Annotated in this window: 12 protein-coding genes and 1 pseudogene; 3 read left to right on the top strand and 10 right to left on the bottom strand. The window is 64.0% G+C overall.

Annotated elements, in window-relative coordinates; all coding sequences use genetic code 11:
- The first annotated feature begins 913 nt into the window (after nucleotides 1–913).
- Complete coding sequence (locus tag F0Q04_RS03625; RefSeq protein WP_182344505.1) at nucleotides 914–6,211, top strand: DUF5979 domain-containing protein; 5,298 nt, start codon at nucleotides 914–916, stop codon at nucleotides 6,209–6,211.
- Nucleotides 6,212–6,384: 173 nt separating this feature from the next.
- Here the strand turns inward: F0Q04_RS03625 and F0Q04_RS03630 are convergent, their stop codons facing one another.
- The 5 genes from F0Q04_RS03630 to F0Q04_RS03650 form a co-directional block, all read right to left on the bottom strand.
- Nucleotides 6,385–7,161, bottom strand: coding sequence for a helix-turn-helix transcriptional regulator (locus F0Q04_RS03630; RefSeq protein ID WP_182344507.1), 777 nt, complete (start codon nucleotides 7,159–7,161; stop codon nucleotides 6,385–6,387).
- A 104-nt stretch (nucleotides 7,162–7,265) separates the two neighbouring features.
- Nucleotides 7,266–8,594, bottom strand: coding sequence for an MFS transporter (locus tag F0Q04_RS03635; RefSeq protein WP_182344509.1), 1,329 nt, complete (start codon nucleotides 8,592–8,594; stop codon nucleotides 7,266–7,268).
- 118 nt (nucleotides 8,595–8,712) lie between these two features.
- Entirely contained in the window at nucleotides 8,713–8,922 is a 210-nt protein-coding gene (locus F0Q04_RS03640; protein WP_165841158.1) for a DUF2783 domain-containing protein, read from the bottom strand.
- Nucleotides 8,919–10,628, bottom strand: a complete 1,710-nt coding sequence (locus tag F0Q04_RS03645) for an FAD-dependent oxidoreductase (RefSeq protein WP_198424344.1) — start codon at nucleotides 10,626–10,628, stop codon at nucleotides 8,919–8,921. The genes F0Q04_RS03640 and F0Q04_RS03645 overlap by 4 nt, the downstream gene beginning before the upstream one ends.
- A 5-nt stretch (nucleotides 10,629–10,633) precedes the next feature.
- Nucleotides 10,634–11,593: an MBL fold metallo-hydrolase gene (locus tag F0Q04_RS03650; protein WP_182344511.1), complete on the bottom strand. Its 960-nt coding sequence runs from the start codon at nucleotides 11,591–11,593 to the stop codon at nucleotides 10,634–10,636.
- Between the two features lie 600 nt (nucleotides 11,594–12,193).
- Between F0Q04_RS03650 and F0Q04_RS03655 the strand changes: the two genes are divergently transcribed.
- On the top strand, nucleotides 12,194–14,209 hold the full coding sequence (locus F0Q04_RS03655) for an IPTL-CTERM sorting domain-containing protein (protein ID WP_182344513.1): 2,016 nt from the start codon (nucleotides 12,194–12,196) through the stop codon (nucleotides 14,207–14,209).
- A 256-nt stretch (nucleotides 14,210–14,465) separates the two neighbouring features.
- On the opposite strand, the gene F0Q04_RS03660 is transcribed toward F0Q04_RS03655, so the two are convergent.
- The gene (locus tag F0Q04_RS03660; RefSeq protein WP_182344515.1) at nucleotides 14,466–15,725 is read right to left on the bottom strand and encodes an Ig-like domain-containing protein; all 1,260 of its coding nucleotides are present in this window, start codon (nucleotides 15,723–15,725) and stop codon (nucleotides 14,466–14,468) included.
- 215 nt (nucleotides 15,726–15,940) lie between these two features.
- On the opposite strand from F0Q04_RS03660, the gene F0Q04_RS03665 reads away from it, so the two are divergent.
- Nucleotides 15,941–16,138: a hypothetical protein gene (locus tag F0Q04_RS03665; RefSeq protein ID WP_182344517.1), complete on the top strand. Its 198-nt coding sequence runs from the start codon at nucleotides 15,941–15,943 to the stop codon at nucleotides 16,136–16,138.
- A gap of 69 nt (nucleotides 16,139–16,207) precedes the next feature.
- On the opposite strand, the pseudogene F0Q04_RS03670 reads toward F0Q04_RS03665, so the two are convergent.
- The 4 genes and pseudogenes from F0Q04_RS03670 to F0Q04_RS03685 form a co-directional block, all read right to left on the bottom strand.
- A pseudogene (locus tag F0Q04_RS03670) lies at nucleotides 16,208–16,732 on the bottom strand (aldo/keto reductase); the annotation flags it as partial.
- A gap of 237 nt (nucleotides 16,733–16,969) precedes the next feature.
- Nucleotides 16,970–17,353: an aldo/keto reductase gene (locus tag F0Q04_RS03675; RefSeq protein WP_420093973.1), complete on the bottom strand. Its 384-nt coding sequence runs from the start codon at nucleotides 17,351–17,353 to the stop codon at nucleotides 16,970–16,972.
- 100 nt (nucleotides 17,354–17,453) lie between these two features.
- On the bottom strand, nucleotides 17,454–17,816 hold the full coding sequence (locus F0Q04_RS03680) for a RidA family protein (RefSeq protein WP_182344519.1): 363 nt from the start codon (nucleotides 17,814–17,816) through the stop codon (nucleotides 17,454–17,456).
- Nucleotides 17,817–17,856: 40 nt separating this feature from the next.
- Nucleotides 17,857–19,161 (bottom strand): NAD(P)/FAD-dependent oxidoreductase, encoded by a 1,305-nt coding sequence (locus tag F0Q04_RS03685; RefSeq protein ID WP_182344521.1) that lies wholly within the window; start codon nucleotides 19,159–19,161, stop codon nucleotides 17,857–17,859.

A 19,161-nucleotide genomic window follows, 5' to 3' on the forward strand; every position in this document is an offset into this window, starting at 1 on the left:
GCAGACCTGAAGAAAGCGTGTCTGGGCCGCCATCTGTAGAGACTGGGCGGCATACAGCGACACATGCGCATAAATTATAGCTTTATGCTAATAAATCAATGAATCAAATCATTAACAGCTATGTTGAATGCGCATTCTGTGCTGGCGCTGCTGCTGGGTGTGGGGGCGGAAAAAGGCCGTCGATACCATGCCTGCAGGTAGCCAAACCCTTGGAGCTACAGGGTTTGATGGCGGGGGCGCGGTTTTTTTACAGCCCATTGGGCGCGTTCAGGTGCAGTGACCTGGCAAGCGTCAAATGCGATTTTTGCTGTGAATTTCTAGGGTTTTAGAGCCCTGTGGTGCCAGTCAGGTACAGCGCTGGGTTGTCAGAAGTTAACAAATCAAAAGTGTATAGATAGAGTCATTGATTGAATAACTAGCCAGTCATAACTGACACTTTAATGATCAGAACTTATGAAAATCGGCAGATGCCTAGAGCATTGCTAATACAGCAAATTTTTCGAGAAGTGGTAGTTTTTGTGCGCGTGCTGATAAACGGTAAATGCTGTGGGTTGGATGCATAAAAAACGAAAGGTTACGAAATAAACCAAAGAGAGCGTTATGCCATTTTGGCGACGAATTGTTAACCGAATGCCTTGGCGGATGGGTTTGCAGCGATGTCGCATGTCAGAGGTAGAACCCTTATCCCATAGGCGTTTGCGAGGTTTTGGTGGCGACAAAATAGGCACCGAACAGCCGACCCGGAGCGCCCGCGTAAACCCTAGGTTGTGGCATATGTAACGTATGAATGTTAATTTTTTCAAACCAAGACGAAAACAGTGGTTTTTGTGCCAGCCCTTGTCCGCGGTGCTAATTTAGGTAACGAGGCCATTAAAATTTGTACATATTAATATTTCCAATGAATGGAGTTGATGTGATAAAAAATTATCTGCATCGCATGCGCTGGGAGGCGCAAGGGCCTGCGACCCGGCCCAACGGAGGCGCCCTGCGTGGCGCGGTGATTGGCAGGGCCCTGTTGGCCCTGGCGGGCCTGTGCGCCTTGGCCAGCCCGGCGCAAGCGGCCATCACCATCACCAGCGCGGTGGTCAGTGCCGACGGCAGCGGCCCATTCGACGCCGACAACAACCCCGGCAATGACAGCGGGCCTGCCAATGGCGTCGTGCGCAGCCAGGACACCGTCCTCTACACCATCGGCTACAACGCTTCGGACACCAGCAACAGCGTGATCACCGCGACCTTGCCTGCGGGCATGCGCTGGGATCCCACTGCCACTGCTGCCTCCGTGTGTAATGGCCCTGGCGGCGGCAGCTTGAATGCTGCCCGAACCGTGCTGACCTGTAACCGCCAGCCCGCCAGTGCGGGCGTAGAGTCGTTCCAGGTGCTCAGCTGGGTGGGCAATGTCGGCAATGGCGCATCGGTGGCATTGACCGCCGCGTCCAGCGGCTCGTCGGTCACATCGGCGCCGGTTACCGTATCCGCCACCCCAAAAACCGATACCCGGGTGCGGGTAGAGGCTGCAAATATCGTGCGTGCGGAAACCACGCCAGGCTCCGGCGTTTGGGAGCGCCGCATGCCGGTGGCCATCAGCCTGGGGGCTTTGCTGCCCGCCAGTGGCAACTTCAAGGGCTATGAGGCGCTACAAAACCCGGTGTCCGTCACCATCAAGGTGCAAACGGGTGCGGTGGTTCGTACCTGCCCCGCTGGCGCTACCTGTAGCCAGCCTGGCGGACCCGGCACCGATATCACCGTACAGATCGCCAACCCCACCACGCATTTCCTCGATGCCGCTGCGGTGGGTGGGCTCGATGCTGCATGGCGAAGCACGGCTTTACTGACGGTGCTGATTGGTGTGCCCGAGATCCCGAACTTCCCGGCAGGCCAGAACAGCCCCATCACGGCGCAGCTGGTCAACTTTGCACCACTGGGCCTGGGCGGCCAGTCCAATGCGGTGCCAGCGCCGGGCTACCAGCCCGGCTATGTCTGCCCGGCTGGCGCGAACGGCACGCAAACCTGTGTCTTTGCAACGGTCAGCCGTACCCAAACCCTGCAGCTGGCCATCAGCGGCGGCGCGGTGTATGACAACGTCAACCTGATCTACGGCGATGGCCATGGCTACACCCAGAACTTTGAGAAGGTGGTGCCCGGCCAGGCCTTTAATGCGCTGATGGGCGTGGGCAACCGCCCGACCTCCGAAGACCCGGCCACCGATGCGCAATCCTGTGTGGCCTGGAACCCGGCCTTGCTGGAGTTGCGCGCGCCCGCCAGCCTGAAGCTGAGCAACCTGGCGGTCTTCTACCAGCCAACCAATCTGCTGTCGCCCGATGTAGCGCCCGCCAATATGGTGATGGAGTATTCGGCCCAGCCCTATGCCGATGATGCGGCGCGCCGCGCGGCCAACTGCGGGGTCGCCGGTGATGGCAATCCGCTGTGGACCAGCAACTACGCATCGCTGCCGCCCAATACCATCACCAGCGTGCGCTATGCCTACAGCCCCAATCTGACACCTGGCCAAACGCTGGGCCTGGTGCTGCCGCTGCAGCGCAGCAGCAGCGCGGCATCGCTGGCGCTGGCCGATGATGCACCGCTGCCCTGGTTCTCCCAGTACTTCACGGCAGCCAGCGGACGCGTGTACTCGACCTTTGACGGCAACAGCAGCACCGTTGGCGCCAACGGTGGCGGCTATGTGCAGGCGGCGTCTGCGCTGGTGCGGCACAGCATTGCGCTGCCCGGCAGCGTCTCGCCTGGCGATATTTTCCCGATCAGCGTCACGCCCACCACCATTGGCGCGACCACGCCCGGGGTCAATGGCGTCTCACGCAATGTGCAGATCACCCTTGACTTTCCCAACACCTATATCCAGCCGCTGGAGAGCTCGATTGCACCGGCCTTGCCGCCCGGGGCAACCTATGTGCTCACGCCCGCCAATCTGGGCCCGGACGGCTTGCCCGGTACGGCTGACGATGGCGCTCCCGCCAAGCTGGTGCTGAACCTGGGCGACCTGGCAGCACCCGGTGGCGCGGTGGGCCCGGCCCCGTACCAGGGCCATGCCACGGCCCACCCGGCCATCACCTTCCAGGCTCAGGCAGCCTATATCTCTCCGGTGGGCACCTACCCGCTGGTGGGCCTGGTGGCAGCCAACAATGACCTGAGCTTTGCCGACTACACCGGTGTGCCCAATATCGTGCCGGCCGCCTTGCTGCAAGACCGCAATGAGCGGGTCAGCACCACGGTGTCGGGCGTTGCCGGCTTCCAGATGAGCAAGGCGCTGGTCAGTGGCGGCACGGTCGACAACAGCGACCCGGCCAATCCGGTCACCCGCATCACCGCCGGACAGCCCTTTACCTATGCGATCTCGTTTGGCAATGCCACCAGCACGGCCAAGGGCCAGTTGCGCATGGTCGATGTGCTGCCCTTTGATGGCGACGACCGCGGCACCACGGGCCTGGGCCCGCTGCAAATGGTCAGCGCCACCGCCGCCATGGGTGGCTCCGGCCAGGGCACGATCGGCATTGAGTACACCACCACGGCAGCGGCCACGGTGCGCGCTGCCGTCCAAACCCCGGGCAATGAAGATGCAGCCACCGGCGTGGCCTGGACGGCCTACGCCGGCGGTGCCTTCCCCGCCGGTGTGACGGCGCTGCGCTTTACCACCAGCTCGACGCTGCAACCGGGCTACAGCGGTATTGCCAACCTGACGATGCGCAGCGCTTCCCCGCTGGCGCCCACCACCGAGCTGTACAACGACGTGTTTGGCCGCGAGCTGAGCCCCGGGGGCCTGGTGCTGACGGCAAGCGGACAGGTGGAGCTGCGTGGCCAGGCGGCTGCCAGCCTGACGGGCCTGGTGTTCAACGACCTGAACATGAACAACACGCTGGACGCTGGTGAAGCGGGAGTAGCGGGCATCACGGCCACGCTGACCTGCGATGCCGGCCCTGCCTGCACGGCAGGCGAAACGCATAGCGCAGTGACCGACGCCTCGGGCGTGTACAGCTTTGCGCCGGGCGCCACGGTCGATGGCCAGGCCAATTTCCCAGGTCTTGCCAGCGGCTCCTGGACCTTGAGCATTGCCCCCGGTGCGCAGTGGCTGGCCGTTGGTGCCACCCCCGGCACCGTCAATGGCGCAGCGTCTGGCACGGCGGTGGACCGCAGCATCAGCGGCATCGTGGTACCCACGGGCGGAACGGCGGTGGACTACCTGTTTGCCGAGCGCCAGCAGGGCAGCCTGACCATCAACAAGGCGCTCGTGCTGCCCGCGGGTGTGACCGGTCCTTTTGATTTTGCGTTTACCGCAACCTGTGACCTGCCCACCGCTGGCTTCACCTACCCTGCGACCCTGACCGGCTACCCGGCCAATACCTCGGTGACGATTGACGAGGTGCCCGCCACTGCCAACTGCACGGTGACCGAAGACACCCCTTTGCCCGCGGCCCCTGCCTCGTACGAATGGGCGGCCCCCTCGGCGCCTGCGCCCGTGGTGATCGCTGCCAACGGCAACGCGGCGGTGACGGTGACCAATACGCTCAATGCGCTGTATGGCAGCATCACGATCACCAAGGATCTGGTGTTGCCAGGTGACGCCCCTGGTCCGTTCACCTTCAGCTACACGGCGACCTGCGATCTGCCAACGGCCGGTTCGGTGTTCCCCGCCAGCCTGACGTACCCGACCGCGACGTCGACCACCATTGCCAATGTGCCCGCTGGTGCGCAGTGCGTCGTGGCGGAAGGCCCCTTGCCTGCAGCCCCTGCGAACTACACCTGGGGCCCTGCGGCAGCGAACGCCAATGTGACGGTGCCGCTGAATGCCTCAGCCCCGGTGACGATGGCCAGCAGCCTGGTGCGCTTGACCGCCGGTATTGAAGTGACCAAGACCCTGGCGCTGCCCAGCGGTGTGACCGGCCCCTTCAGCTTTGGCTTTACCGCCACCTGCAACCTGCCCAGCGCGGGCTCGACCTTCACTGCGACCTTGGCCAACTACCCGACCAACACCCGGGTGACGATCCCTGGCATCCCCTCGGGCGCCAGCTGCGCGGTGACGGAAAACACCCCGCTGCCAACCGCACCGGATGGCTACGAATGGGCAGCGCCTAGCGTGCCTGCTCCGGTCACGGTGCCCAGCAGTGGCGTGGCTTCGGTGGCGGTGACCAATGCGCTGAACCAGCAGTTTGGCAGCATCACCATCAACAAGACGCTGACCCTGCCCAATGGCGTGACCGGTCCGTTCAACTTCACGTACACGGCCACTTGCGACCTGCCCAGTGCCGGCACGGTGTTCCCTGCGAGCTTGAGCTACCCGACCGCGACGTCGGCCACCATCGCCAATGTGCCCGCTGGCGCCCAGTGCGTAGTGGCTGAAGGCCCCCTGCCCACGCCACCTGCCAACTTCAGCTGGGGCCCTGCGGCGGCCAATGTCAACGTCACGGTGCCTGCCAACAGCGCCATTGCCGCCACGATGGCCAGCACCCTGGTGCGCCAGCAAGCGGGCATTGAAGTGACCAAGACCCTGGCACTGCCCAGCGGCGTGACCGGCCCCTTCAGCTTTGGCTTTACCGCCACCTGCGACCTGCCTAGCGCTGGCTCGGTCTACACCGCCACGTTGGCCGACTACCCGACCAACACCAAGGTGACGATCGCCAATGTGCCAGCCGGTGCCAACTGCACGGTGGTGGAAGACCAGCCGCTGCCAACGGCGCCTGCCAACTACGTGTGGGCGGCTCCGTCGGTGCCCGCACCCGTGGTGGTGCCCAGCACCGGTGCGGTGGCAGTCGGTGTGACCAATGCGCTGACCGGGCAGACCGGTGACATCCTGGTGAACCTGAACACCACCCTGCCCGATGGCGTGGCCGGTCCCTTCAGCTTTGTCGTGACTGCCACTTGCAACCTGCCCACAGCGGGAACCACCCACAGCGTGACCATCGTGTCGCCACCAGCGAGCGCGACCGGCACCATCACCGGTGCCCAGGCCGGCGCTGAGTGCACGATTGCGCAAACCTTGCCTGCCGCACCGGCTGGCTACCAGTGGGATGCGCCAACGCTGGAAGGCAGCCCGGTGACCATCGCGGCCAACACCAATGTGCCAGTGACGGTGAGCAACAGCCTGGTCAAGGCACAAGCGGGCACGCCAACGCCCGTGCCAGTGGACAGCCGCGTAGCACTGCTGCTGCTGGCACTGCTGCTGGCTGCCGGCGCCAGCCTGCAACTGCGCAAGCGCTAAATCAGCCATCCAGCAGGGCGGGCCACTCCGCACTGCTGGCTGGGTGAGCACAACCAGCAAAACCGGGGCTTGAGGCCCCGGTTTTTTTATGCCTGTTGGTTGGATGCCCGTGTGCGCAAAGGCAGGCTCATTGCGCGCTGCGAGCGCCTCAACTGCTCTGAAGACGGCAGGCGCTAGTTCAGCAGTCCTGGCAAAAAATCACTGGCCCGGCGAAACCGGAAACGCGCATAGGCACGCAGCCGGTAGGTATGCACTGTCGCCGTGCTGATGGACAGCGCGGTGCCAATGTCCTGGGCGCTGTCCCCCAGCAAGGAGCGCGCAATGACCAGGCGCTCGCGCGCGGTGAGGGACGGAAAGCTGCGCTGCAGGCGCGCCAGCAATAGACCTTGGGCATCGGCATCGGCATCGGCATCGGCTTGCGGCCGGGTGGGGGCGGCTGATTCCCGGACCCGGGCATGCAAGGCCACCATCGCCAACTGCCCCAAGGCGGCCAATTGCGGACTGGGGCTGGCGGACTGCACATGCAGACCCCGGTAAAAGCTCAGAATCAGCAAGCGCTGCGAAGCATCGACCCAGCTGAAGCTGAGCTTGTCGACAAAGCCCGGTTGCTCAAAACACAGTTCGCGGTACTCCCCCGAGGGCAGATGGCAGGCCCGCACCTGCTGCGAAAAACCCCCGCTGCGCTTGCCCCGCAAGGCCTGCGCCTGCAGCACCGGGTCCATCGCATGGAAGCGCCGGGCGTAGGCGCCTGTCCGCTCGGCAATCCCCCGGCGCTCGCCGGCAGCCAGGACCTCGTGCACGCCGCCCGCTGCATCGACCTGGTAGGCGAAGATCTCTTCGACCTGGTCGAGGCCGCGCGAGGCGCCCAGCAGCGTCTGCGCAAAATCGGGCGACAGCGCCGCGTCGAGCAGCGACTGCCCCATCGAGGGATCAAACATCAACGCTTGCATGGTGGCGACTCCTTGCTGCGGCCTGGGCAGCCATTAGGGGCTCTGTGGGTGGCATCGTGGAACGACGCGGGCCATCGCAGTGCGCTGACCCGCTTGTGCACCCGCTACTGCTGCAGATCGACCCCCATGCGCTCGCGCGTGGTGCTGACGGCGACCAGCGACACCAGGGCCAGCCCCATGATATAGATGCCGATATAGAAGGACTGGCCATAGCTGGTGATGAGCCACTGCGCAATGGAGGCGGCAAAGGCCCCGCCCAGGATGGTTCCCAGCGCATAGCCCACGGACACGCCCGAGTAGCGCACATGGGCCGGAAACATCTCTGCATAGAGCGCCGCCTGCGGGCCATAGGTGAGACCCAGCGGAATGCTCAGCAGCGCCAGCGCGACAAAGAACAGAGCCAGGCTGCCCGAATCCACCAGCCACCACATCGGCACCGCCCACAGGGCCAGCAGCACATAGCCGATCTGGAAGGTGCGCACCCGTCCAAAGCGGTCTCCCATCATGCCCCCCACCAGCGTGAACACCATCCAGCTGAGCGAGGCGGCCATGGTCACCACCAGCAGCGGCGTGGCCGACAGGCCCAGCTTGTTGCGGCCATAGGCCACAAAGAACGCAATGAGCAAGTAGCCGGCGGCGTTGTTGCCGACAAAGATCAGCGCCGTGCGCAGCACGGTGCCGCCGTGGTGGCGGAACAGGCTGCGCAGCGGGGCGGATGACGCCGCCTTGCGGGCATGCATCTGCTCAAAGATCGGCGACTCGCCAACGCTGCGGCGAATCAAGGTGCCGACCCCGATCAGCACGATCGACAGCAGGAACGGAATGCGCCAGCCCCAGGCCATGAACTGCTCGCTGGACATCGACGAGGTCAGGATGCTGAGCACCAAGGTGGCCAGCAGCAGGCCAATGGGCACCCCGATCTGCGGAAAGGAGCCGAAAAAGCTGCGCCGGTGGCGCGGGGCGTGTTCCACCGCCATCAGGGCCGCGCCGCCCCATTCACCGCCGGCCGAAAAGCCCTGCACCACGCGCAGCACGACCAGCAAAATGGGCGCCCATACCCCAATCTGGGCATAGGTGGGCAGCAGGCCGATGAGCATCGTTGCGCCCCCCATCAGCACCAGGGTCATCACCAGCACGGCCTTGCGGCCCAGCCGGTCACCCAGCGAGCCGCAGACGACCGCGCCCAGCGGCCGGAACAAGAACGAAATGCCGATGGTGGCGAAGGCAATGATCTGTGCCAGGGCCGGGTTGTGCTGGGCCAAAGGCCCAAAGAACAAGGTGCCCAGCACCAGGCCGGCCATCTGCGCGTAGATGAAGTAGTCATACCATTCGATGGCCGTGCCGACCAAGGTGGCAGTGAGCACCCGGCGTTCATCCGGGGTGGTGGTGCCTGCCGGCGACGCGGGCAGGCTGCTGATCGATGAATTCCCCATGTATTTGTCTCCTTTTATAAAGTGGGTCTATGCCCTATTTGCTGGCTGGCGCTGGCGCTGGCGTTGCGGCTTGCGAACAGGCCACCGAGCCCAGGGGCCAGGGGTCCCCGGGGCGCGGTCAGTCCGCCGCTTTGCCCGCAGCCGATGTGGCCAGTGCGATGGCGCTGAGCACCACGCTGCTGTCGCCAATATGGTTGGCCAGCAGCAAGATCAGCCTGGCACTGGCCTGCAGGCTTTGGGCCTCGTCCAGGCCCTCGTGCATGTGCAACAGTTGCTGGTAAATATCATCGACGCGCTCCAGGTTGGGGTGGCGGATCAGGCAGGTCATGGCCGTGCTCCTGTGGCAGTGGTGAATCGGGTGGGCAACGGGGCGGCACCGGTGCTGGCGCTGTCACAGGCGCAAGCGGTATCCAGTGCTGCTTGCAAGACGCTGGCCGCGACCGGCGCCTGAAAGCGCGCGGCCACATACTGGTCCGGGCGGATCAGGTAGCCGCAGCCCGGCGCCAGCGCATAGCGCGCCTGGAGCAGGGCCGTATCGCCCAGCGCGGCAATATCGAGCAGCTCCACGCCTGCGGGCAGGGCCTCATGCCACTGGTGGGCCAGCAGCACAAAGCGCCCCCCCAGGCGTGGCAGCAGCCAATGCCCGGCCAGTGGTGCGTCCACCGCTGGCGCGCCGGGGCACAGGCCGCCCTCCCATGGCTGGTCATCGGCGGTGTTGAGCGCGCTGTGCGGGCAGGGGATGGCGGTGGACAGCCGCCCTGAGTTGACAAAGGGCCGGGCCCAGGCTTCGCGCGCTGCCAGCTCCAGCACCGCATCGCGCAGGGCCCTGCTGGCAGCGCTCTTGGGCGTGAGGAAGTCGGTGGAGCGGCTCGAATGCAGGATGTTCTCATCGGCCATCGCAATGGCCTCGTCGTTGTAGCTCTCCAGCAGCGCCTGCCCCGATTCCCCGCGCAGCACCCGGTCGAGCTTCCAGCCCAGGTTGTCGGTATCGGCCAGGCCGCCATTGCAGCCGCGCGCGCCAAAGGGCGATACCAGGTGGGCGCTGTCGCCTGCAAACAGCACGCGGCCATGGACAAAGCGGTCCATGCGGCGGCATTGGAAGGTGTAGATACTGTGCCACTCCGTGGTAAACGACACCCCGGGCCCCAGCATTGCGCGCACATAGCGCTCCACGTTCTCGGGCTGGGCGCAGGCCTCGCGGTCAATGCCCCAGCCAAGCTGAAAATCGAGCCGCCACAGCCCATCGGGCTGGCGGTGCATCAGCGCCGACTGGCCGGGGTTGAACGGCGGATCAAACCAGAACCAGCGCTCGGCAGGGCGTTCCTGGGGCATGCGGATGTCGGCGATGAGGAAGTTCTCCTCAAACACCCGGCCGTTGAAATCGAGCCCCATCAGACCGCGCAGCGTCGATTTGCTGCCGTCGCAGGCGATGAGCCAGTCGGCCTCCTGCGTGTAATGCTGCGCGCCCGCCTGCACGCCCAGCCGCACATGGTCCGCCAAGACCTGCAGAGACTCGATGTTCTGGCCCAGGCGCAATTGCACGTTGGGTAGGGCGCGCAGCGCATCGAGCAAGGCCTCTTCGACGTAGTACTGCTGGATATTGATAAAGCCCGGGTACTGCTGGTCCTTGATGGGCAGCATGTCGAACTGGTAAATGGGCTCGGCGCGCGCGCCCCAAAAGACCTTGCCCACGTTCCAGGTCACGCCCTTGTCCAGCAGGGTCTGGCCCACGCCCAGGCGCTCGAAGATATCGAGCGAGCGCTTGGAAAAGCAGATCGCCTTGGAGCCTCCCGGCACAAAGTCCAGCCGGCTGATGACCACGACCGCATGGCCGCGCCGCGCCAGGTCCAGCGCCATGGCCAGCCCCACCGGCCCGGCCCCGGCGATGACCACGCTGGCGCGCGGCTCCTGGCGGCTGGCTGCCGGCGTGGCCCCGATATGGCGCCACACCGGAATGCCCCGGTGCTGCAAGGTGGCGGGCGGCGCGGTGGCACTGCGCGCCTGCGCCAGGGGATGCATCGTGCTCGCTGCCATGGCGCTCACCCTTGCAGCTGGGCCCAGACGTCCCGGTCGCGCTCGGCCGTCCAGATGCGCGGCCAGCTGATGCCATCGAACTCGTCCCACAGGCGCTGCACATTGAACGGCAGGCAGTGCTCAAAAATGGGCCAGCGGCCAAACTGGGGCGCCAACGCCTGGTGGGTGGCCTCAAAAGCCTCCTTGAGCGTGCCGCCGCGCCGGTAGACCGGCCCCACCTGGTCGATCATGCCCTGGAGGAACGCGCGCGTCTGCTCGATGGCCGCGTCGCATGCCGCCTCGCCCCGGGCCACCGCGCCCCGGCCGCCGACCAGGTTCTGCGCGCGGTACTGCTTGAGCTGGTCCAGCGTTGCGCCGGCCCATTCAAAGTGGTGGGCATCGCCCGTGTACAAGGCCGCTTCGGCCTCCACCAGATCGCCCGCAAACAGAGTTTTGCTCTTGTCGTGCCAGACGACGATGTCGCCCGCCGTATGCCCCCGGCCGTTGAACTGCAGCTCCAGCTTGCCCCGCTCGCCTCCCAGCGCGATCTCGTGGCGGGTGGCAAAGGTCTGGGTCGGCCGGGTCAGGCCCGGAATGCCTTCGAACTCCTTGAACAGGCGCGGCATGCGGCCGTACTCGCTGGCCCAGTCCTGCTCGCCGCGCTCCTCGATCAGCTGGCGGGTCACGTCGCTGCTGATGATGTGCTCGGCCTCAAAGGCCGATGCGCCCAGCACGCGCACGGCATGGTAGTGCGTGAGCACCAGGTATTTGATGGGTTTTTGCGTGTGAGCCCGCAGCGTGCGCAGCCAGTCACGCGCTGCCGCTGGTGTGGCGCGCGCCTCGATCGCCACAATAAAGTCCTCGCCCTCGATCGCGCCCACATTGGGGTCGCCTTGCGCGGTCAGCGCATAGACGCCATCGCCCAGGATCTCCAGCGTCTCGGTTTTGGCCGTCATGTCGGCCGATGATGCAAACGGTTTTGCCATCGCTTTGGTGCTCCTTGGTAGTCCATCCATGGTGTTCATCCACACAAACGCGGCTGCCTGCCAAGCCAAGCCCGGCCCTTGCCACAGCGTCTGCGCCCATGCCAACCAGTCTGCTGTGGCTATCCAGCGCTGTCTGTCCATAGGTTGATGGACAAGCAGCACGGATCGGGCAATACGGTGTTGATTCGCCTCAGATTTTTTGCGAGCACACGGGTATATCCCTAGCTTTGTTCACCCCGCCATGGGCACAGCTGCTGCGCTGTGCACTGGCTGCTCTGGACCGTCCGTGCTGCGGCGCCCACGCCGGCCACCCCTGATCGCCCGCCGACTTCCAATGATGCTTTTAATCAATTAACAACACAATTGCAATAGATTGCATTTGATCGTTTGGTAAATTTTCCTAATAGCTTTTGAATATGTATGATCACCTCTCACACGATGTCTCTGCAACGCAAGCCCGCCACCTTCCTGCTTGGTGCGCCACCGGGCTATGCAACCGCAGGCGCTTGCAAGAGCCAGCTGCAACAGCCGCTCGGGAGACGCTCCATCGGTTTGCGTTGCAGATCTGTTTTTTAGATGGACAAGTTCAGAGAGGACGAAATGAAGAATTTCCCCCATTTTTTCAGGCTATGCCTGGCGGCTTTGTTGCTAAGCGCGGGTGCGCAGCCGGCCTGGGCACAAAAGGTGCTGCTGCTGACGACCAATATCACAGGCGCTAATTCGGAGGACGCTTATGTCCGCACGGCCTACGACAACCTGCAAGGTGAATTTGCCTCGCAACTGGCCGATCCCAGTGATCTGACGCGCCTGTCGGTGTTGAGCACTCCTGGATCGATCTCGCAACGCACCTTTAGCGATGCCCCCGGGCCTTATGACATCGTCATTGTTGCCAGTGGATATGCCTCTATTGATACATCGAATTGGGCGGTATTGCAGGACGCCTTGGCCAACCGCTGGGCCAATTCCATCGTGTTCTTTGTCGATGGCTGTTGCGAGGCAGGGAACGGCGGCAATGCGCGCCGCATGGTCGATACGTTGAATGCAGCCACCGGGTCGGCTTTTGCATTGGGACGAAGTGCTGATGACTTAAGGTTCCCGCTCAATACCAATTCTCCATTTGCAGCGAACTTCGCAGGCTTGAACCCGTTTACGGGAGGTGTCATCTCCTATATCAATAACGTGCCGGCCGATAACGCACTTTATTTGGCACATGGAACGCCTTCCTCCAGCTTTCCTGCTCCAGGCACCACGCCCGTCAACGATGTGTATGGCTTGCTGATTCCGACCTTCCAATCCAATAACAGCCGCGGTGCCTGCGTGTTTGCCGTGGTGGATGTTTCCCCCTTTCTGAACATTTTGCATTACCAGTCATGGACAGCTAACCGGGGAAAAGTGGGGCCTGCCTTTATCCATGCCGCGACCTCAGAGACTGGCGCCTGCGGCCTGCCCAAGGTCAGCAAAAGCTTTGACAAAAGCGATATCTACCTGGGCGGTAGCGACAACAGCACCGTGCTGACGATCGATCTGTCCAATGGCACGCGCGACCCTATCATCCATGTCGATATGACCGACAACCTGCCAGCGCCTTTGGTGGTGGGGGCAGGCACCGTCGGCAATACCTGCACGGGCGGCAGCCTCAGTGCCGTCGCTGGCGCCAATGTCATCCGCAGCAGCGGTGTGACCATTCCGCCCGGCGGCTGCAGCATCACGGTGCCGGTGGTCTGGCCCAACACCGATGCTGGCCGCCAGGCTTGCGTGAACACCCCGTTGCTGACCAACACCATCACGCCGGGCACAGACTTTGTCTCGCCGATTGGGCAGGTCAACACGCCAGCGACGGCCACGCTGGCCTGCCAGCCCGCGCAACTCTCCATCGCCAAGCAAGTGGTCTGGCCGGTGAACATCACGCCGGTGGATCTGACCGGCAGCAGCTTCCCCGTCTCGGTAGTCTGCACCGGCAGCGATGGGCAGGCCTTGCCCGCGATCGACACCTCGATCACGCTGGATACGCCCAAGACCGGCAGTGTCACCGTCACGCCGGTGATCGCCAGCGGCAGCTGCGTGGTGACCGAGGGCACACGCCCCGCGCCCCCCGCCAACCATATCTGGGTGGAAAACCCGGCGCCCAGCGTCTCGGTCGCGATGGCCGCGCCGCCAGCGGCCAACCATGCGCTGCTGGTCAACACCTTGGCACGTGCCAATACCGACATCACCATCAGCACCACCGTGACCGGTGGCCCGGCAGCGGGCATCAGCGGCAGCTTTGGCTATACCGCCAACTGCGGCGCCGATGGCAGCTTTAGCGCCACCGTGAACCTGAGCGGCAGCAGCGCTGGAGCCATTGCCATCACCAATGTGCCTGTGGGTGCCAACTGCGCGGTAGAACAAACGCCCACCATGCCAGCGGCCCCCGCAGACTATGTCTGGAGCGAGACGCTGCCGGTATCGGTGGGTCTGGTGACTGGCGCCAGCGGCAACACGGCATCCTTTGTCTACACCCTTGTGCGCACGGTGCCCGCCGTGCCCGCTGCCGTGCCTACGCTGCAGCAATGGGCGCTGGTGGCGCTGTCGCTGATGCTGCTGGGCGCTGCCACGCTGCGCCGGCGCCAGGGCTGAATGCACTAAGCCTCTGCGCGGCAGCAGGGGCTAGGTGGCCCATTCCACCGGGGCCGCTGAGCGCCGATACGCCAAACCGCCGGGGCAGCTGCCCCGGCTTTTTTGTGCCCGCGCCAGGGCGCCGTAGCGGCGACGGCGCTCTGGGCACCAGCGATAAAAATGCCCCGGGCGCAGGCCACGGGGCATTGACTATGACGGAGCAGGGTGGCCGTGCAGCGCACCCTGGGGTCTTGCTAGGCCGCGACGCGCCGCAGACTCAGACCAGTTTTCGGCGGGCAAGGCCGACCAGCAGCAAACCCAGGCCCGCCAGCGCCAGGGGGTGGCCGACCGGCACCGCCTTGGGCACGACCACTACGGGGGCAGTCACCTCCAAGGTGACGGTGGCCGTATCGCATTGCGTGGCCTGCACGGTGCTGCAGATCTGGTAGCTCACCGTGTAGGCGCCCGGCGTGGCGGTCGCGCCAATCAGCACATTGCCATCGGGCGTGACGGTGATGCCGGTGGGCCAGGTGCCCACGGGCGTCAGGGCCACATTGCTGGTGGTGGCGGGTGCCGCATCGACCGTGTCATTGGCCAGCACATTGACAGCGGTGACCGTGCCGCTGGTGGGGCGGGTGATGGCGGGGGCGGCGTCATTGACGGCATCGACACCAATCAGCTGCACACCGCCAATGCCCTTGAAGGCAAAGATAAAGGTGTTGGGCGTGCCATCGGTGTTCGGGGTGCCGGGAGGGTTCTCACTGGGCTTGCCCAGCGAATAGGCCTCGGCGCCAAAGCTGCCCAATGCGGCCAGCGCATCGACCTGGTTGCCCGCAACGCCGTAGCCGATGGTGAATTCGACCTTGGCGCCGGGCGCAATGGTGCCAAAGTTGAAGCGAAAGTGCGCGCCGTGGTCGGTCGGTCCACTGTCCACCACATCCTGGTCGACAAACAGGATGCCTGAATCGCTCTCGAGCGGGTCGGCGGTATGGAAGCCGTTGTCGCTGGAGAAGACCAGCGCCGTGCTGCTGCCGCGCTGGATGGTGGTGTATTCGTTGAACTGGGTGGGGAAAACATCCCAGTCCATCGCGCGGCCATACAGCGCCTCGACCGGTGCGGACGAGATGTTTTCGATTGTGACCTTGACTTCGTAAATATTGCTGGTGGCCGTAGAAGGCGCGAAAGCATGGGTCACGCGGAAGGTGCCAAAGGCATTGGCCACGGCGGTAGCGGTCGTGGCCGTAGAGGTGAACGACTCTGACGTAATCCCTTGGATGCCCACGCTGGCGCCGGTAAATCCCGACGTATTGCTCAGGGCATCGGCAATGCCCCAGGCCTCGCAATAGCACCCTGGTGTCAGACCATCGGCGCCGTTGGCCAAATAGGTGATGCCCGTCAGTGGCGATATTTCTTCGGGCATCAACGAGCCATCGTTGCGCACCCCCACCCGCAAGGTGCCGTTGTCGATATTGGCCTGGGCCAAAACGATGGCTGGCACGCTGACCAGCATTCCCGCCAACAGTTGTCCTAGTTTCATGCTCTCACCTCATTTAGTATTTAAATTTATGATGAGGTTTTTTATCATAGTTATAAGAGATGAGAAAATTACTATACAAAACGCATAGAGCCATCAATAGTCCATAAAAACAAGTACTTATGCATATTTCTAAATTCAATTTTCTAAAAGAATGTGATTATTCACTTTGTTAAAGATTGTCAAAATCTTGCTATCAAATATTCTTGATATAGGTCATGAAAATGGGATTGCAACGCATTGCAATGCCTGCGCATTTGATGCGCAAGGCGAGAGGAGAAGTCGTCGTTTTTGACCTGGAGAGGGGGCGCAATGCTGGCTGCAGCACATTCCGCCCATTGATGGGCGGTATTTATCTGGGTGGCTGGCTGCATATGGCTGCATATGGCTGCATATGGCTGTTGATGGCCGCCTGAGCGCAGCGCTGGCATAGGCCCCTGGGGTGTTGCACCCGCACGCGCCACTTGGGGCGATGGCCGCAAGTGTCAACGGCTGAACCGACTGGCCAGATGGCCGAGGTAGCGTGCGCCTTCAATCGCCATGCTGCCCAGCGCATCGACCAGCGCCTGGTTGGCCTGGCGCGCCTCGGTGCTAAAGCGCGGCACGATGTTGCGAAAATCATCCGGGCTGAAGGCGGTGTCTGCCTGGATCGCTCCGGTCAAAAAGCCCTTGCCCAGCGGGCTGAAGGGTACGAAGCCGATGCCCAGCTCTTCGAGCAGCGGCAAGGTGGCCTGCTCGGGCTCGCGCCACCACAGCGAATATTCGCTTTGCAGCGCTGCCACTGGCTGCACCGCATGGGCGCGGCGGATCGAATCGACGCCGGCTTCGGACAGGCCAAAGTAGCGCACCTTGCCCTCGGCAATCAGGTCTTTGACGGCACCGGCTACCTCTTCCATCGGCACGACAGGATCGACGCGGTGCTGGTAGAGCAGATCGATAGGGTCCGTGCGCAGGCGCTGCAGCGAGGCATGGACCACCGCGCGGATACACTCGGGCCGGCTGTCGAGCCCGGCCTTAGAACCTGTTCAAAGTCTCTACGCAGCCGCGTTGGAGTGCAATCGGGATGAGTTCGAAGGGCTGATCCGCCGCTTGCACCGGGGTGCAAGCAAGGGCCAGCGCGCAGAAATCGCCCGATTTCACTCCAACCCGCAGGGACAGTGGCTTTGCGCTGCCCGGGAAGGGGCGCCCGGCTAGGGCCGCCCGGGCAGGGGCGGTCTGCGTCGTTGCAAATCCTCGCAATAGCTGGGCTATTGCTGCGGTATTGCGCGGCTGGGCGCCCCCCTCGCATCCCATCCCGCAAAGACACTGTCGCGGCGCGAGGAGACTTTGAACAGGTTCTTAGAGTCACCATCCTTGAAGCCAAACTTGGTGGCAATCACCACCTGGTTGCGCACCGGCGCCAGTGCTTCGCCAACCATCTCTTCGTTCAAGGCGCCATAGGCCTCGGCCGTGTCAAAAAAGGTGATGCCCTGCGCGGCGGCATCGCGGATCAGCTGCACGCCTGCGCTGCGGCTAACCCCGGGGCCATAGCCAAAGCTCAAGCCCATGCAGCCCAGGCCGAGGGCGGAGACCTGCAGGCCGCTGCGACTGAGTGGGCGGGCGGGGATGGGGGTGTGGGTAGCAGAGTTCATGCCTATCAATGTAGGTATGTAGCCCCGTGATGACTAGACGGCTGGCATGGCCCGCCATCATGAGCGGGGCTCATCAATGGCGGGCGCCATGCCGGCGGCATCAAGTGGCCGCGCTGGCCACCACGCAAATCTCGATCAGCTTGGCCGGGCTGGCCAGGCGCGCTTCCACCGTCGCGCGGGCCGGTGCATGGCCAGCGGCGACCCACTGGTCCCAGACCACATTCATCTCGGCGAAGTGGCGCATATCGGCCAGGTAGATCTGGCAGCTCAGGATGCGCTCCTTGTGGCTGCCATGCTCGGCCAGCAGGCGGTCAATCTTGGCAAGCACCTCTTGGGTCTGGCCGCTGATGCCGGCATCGACCTGGTCGGCCACCTGGCCGGCCAGGTACAAGGTGTGGTCGTGGCGCACGACCTGGGACATGCGGTGGTTGCCGCCGATGCGGGTGATGGTGTTGGTGGTCATGGGGTGTTCTCCTGAATGGTGGCAAAAGGCGGGTGCTTTATCAGCGCTCAATGCCGGCCTTGTATTTCTGGTACTGGATGGTGCTGACCACGGCGATGCGGCGCAGCGGCTCGGGTGGCAGCCAGCTGGGGCGCTCAAAGCCCAGCGCATCGGCCAGTTGGGGCGACTGCTGGCCGCAGGCCATCTCGCCGAGCAGCTTGCCGAACATGCTGCCCTTGAGCATGCCCGCGCCATTGCAGCCGATGGAAATGTAGAGGCCATCGCCCACCTGGCCAAAGTAGAGCGCGCCGTTGCGGGTGAGGGCGGTGACGCCGCCCCAGACCAGCGGCAGCGCATGCGAGCGCATCTGCGGGTAGCGCATCTGGTAGCAGCCCTGCAGCGCTTGGCGCACTTCGGCGAGCGGCTCTTCGCTGTCGTACGAGTACGAGCTGCGCACCATGAAGCGCCCGCCCGCGACCTTGCGCAACGTGGTGCCCAGGCGGTTGGCGGGGATCACGCCCCATTCCGGCGCGGGGCCCAGTTTTTTCAGCTCGTCCTCGTCCAGCGGCTCGGTCAGGCCCGCGTAGGTGTAGATGGTGAACACGCGGTCACGCGCAAAGCCGAGCTTGCGGGCAAAGCCGTTGTTGGCGATGACGATGCGCGGGGCGCTCAGCTCGGCCGTGGCGGTGCGCACGCGGTGGGGCTTGCCCTCGTGCAGCGACAGCACGGGCTCGCCCTCCCAGAGCTGCACATTGGCGGGCAGGCTGTCGGCCAGGCCGCGCACCAGGGCGGCGGGCTGCACAAAGACGTTGTTGTCCGAGTGGTAGCCGTAGTGGTAGTGCGTGGTGCCCAGCTGCTGCTGCAAGGCATCGCGCTCCAGCTCGGTATAGGCGACGCCCCAGTCCTGGTACTGCTGGAGCGTGCTTTTGAGGCGGGCGGCACCATCGGGCGTGGCGGCTGCGTGGTACTTGCCCACAGGGTTCCAGCCGCAGCCGATCTGGTGCTGGTCGATCAGCGATTTGAGCCAGGCCAGACCGGTGTTGTAGAGCGCCATCTGCTTGCGCGCCACCTCGATGGGGCTGCCGTGGCCGGACATGCCGGTGTTGTGCGGCAGGTTGATCAAAAAGCCCGAGTTGCGGCCCGAGGAGCCGTCGCCCACGGTGCTGGCATCGACCAGCAGCACGCGTGCCTGGGGCTCGAGCTCAGCAATGCGACGGGCAGCGGCCAGGCCGGTGACGCCGGCGCCAATGACGATGGCATCAAAGTGCCGCTCCGTGGGCGCCTGCGTGTGGGCCTGCCTTTTGGGGAGCAAGGTATTCCAGCCCGAGCCCGCTTGGTAGCTCGGGAAAGTAGGTTGCTTGGACAT

The sequence above is a fragment of the Comamonas koreensis genome, from assembly GCF_014076495.1.
Lineage (GTDB): Bacteria > Pseudomonadota > Gammaproteobacteria > Burkholderiales > Burkholderiaceae_C > Comamonas > Comamonas squillarum.

Coding starts and splice junctions, on each gene's coding strand:
- F0Q04_RS03630 (WP_182344507.1), bottom strand. CDS start 7,161: ATGCAAGCGTTGATGTTTGATCCCTCGATGGGGCAGTCGCTGCTCGAC.
- F0Q04_RS03635 (WP_182344509.1), bottom strand. CDS start 8,594: ATGGGGAATTCATCGATCAGCAGCCTGCCCGCGTCGCCGGCAGGCACC.
- F0Q04_RS03640 (WP_165841158.1), bottom strand. CDS start 8,922: ATGACCTGCCTGATCCGCCACCCCAACCTGGAGCGCGTCGATGATATT.
- F0Q04_RS03645 (WP_198424344.1), bottom strand. CDS start 10,628: ATGGCAGCGAGCACGATGCATCCCCTGGCGCAGGCGCGCAGTGCCACC.
- F0Q04_RS03650 (WP_182344511.1), bottom strand. CDS start 11,593: ATGGCAAAACCGTTTGCATCATCGGCCGACATGACGGCCAAAACCGAG.
- F0Q04_RS03655 (WP_182344513.1), top strand. CDS start 12,194: ATGAAGAATTTCCCCCATTTTTTCAGGCTATGCCTGGCGGCTTTGTTG.
- F0Q04_RS03660 (WP_182344515.1), bottom strand. CDS start 15,725: ATGAAACTAGGACAACTGTTGGCGGGAATGCTGGTCAGCGTGCCAGCC.
- F0Q04_RS03665 (WP_182344517.1), top strand. CDS start 15,941: ATGAAAATGGGATTGCAACGCATTGCAATGCCTGCGCATTTGATGCGC.
- F0Q04_RS03675 (WP_420093973.1), bottom strand. CDS start 17,353: ATGAACTCTGCTACCCACACCCCCATCCCCGCCCGCCCACTCAGTCGC.
- F0Q04_RS03680 (WP_182344519.1), bottom strand. CDS start 17,816: ATGACCACCAACACCATCACCCGCATCGGCGGCAACCACCGCATGTCC.
- F0Q04_RS03685 (WP_182344521.1), bottom strand. CDS start 19,161: ATGTCCAAGCAACCTACTTTCCCGAGCTACCAAGCGGGCTCGGGCTGG.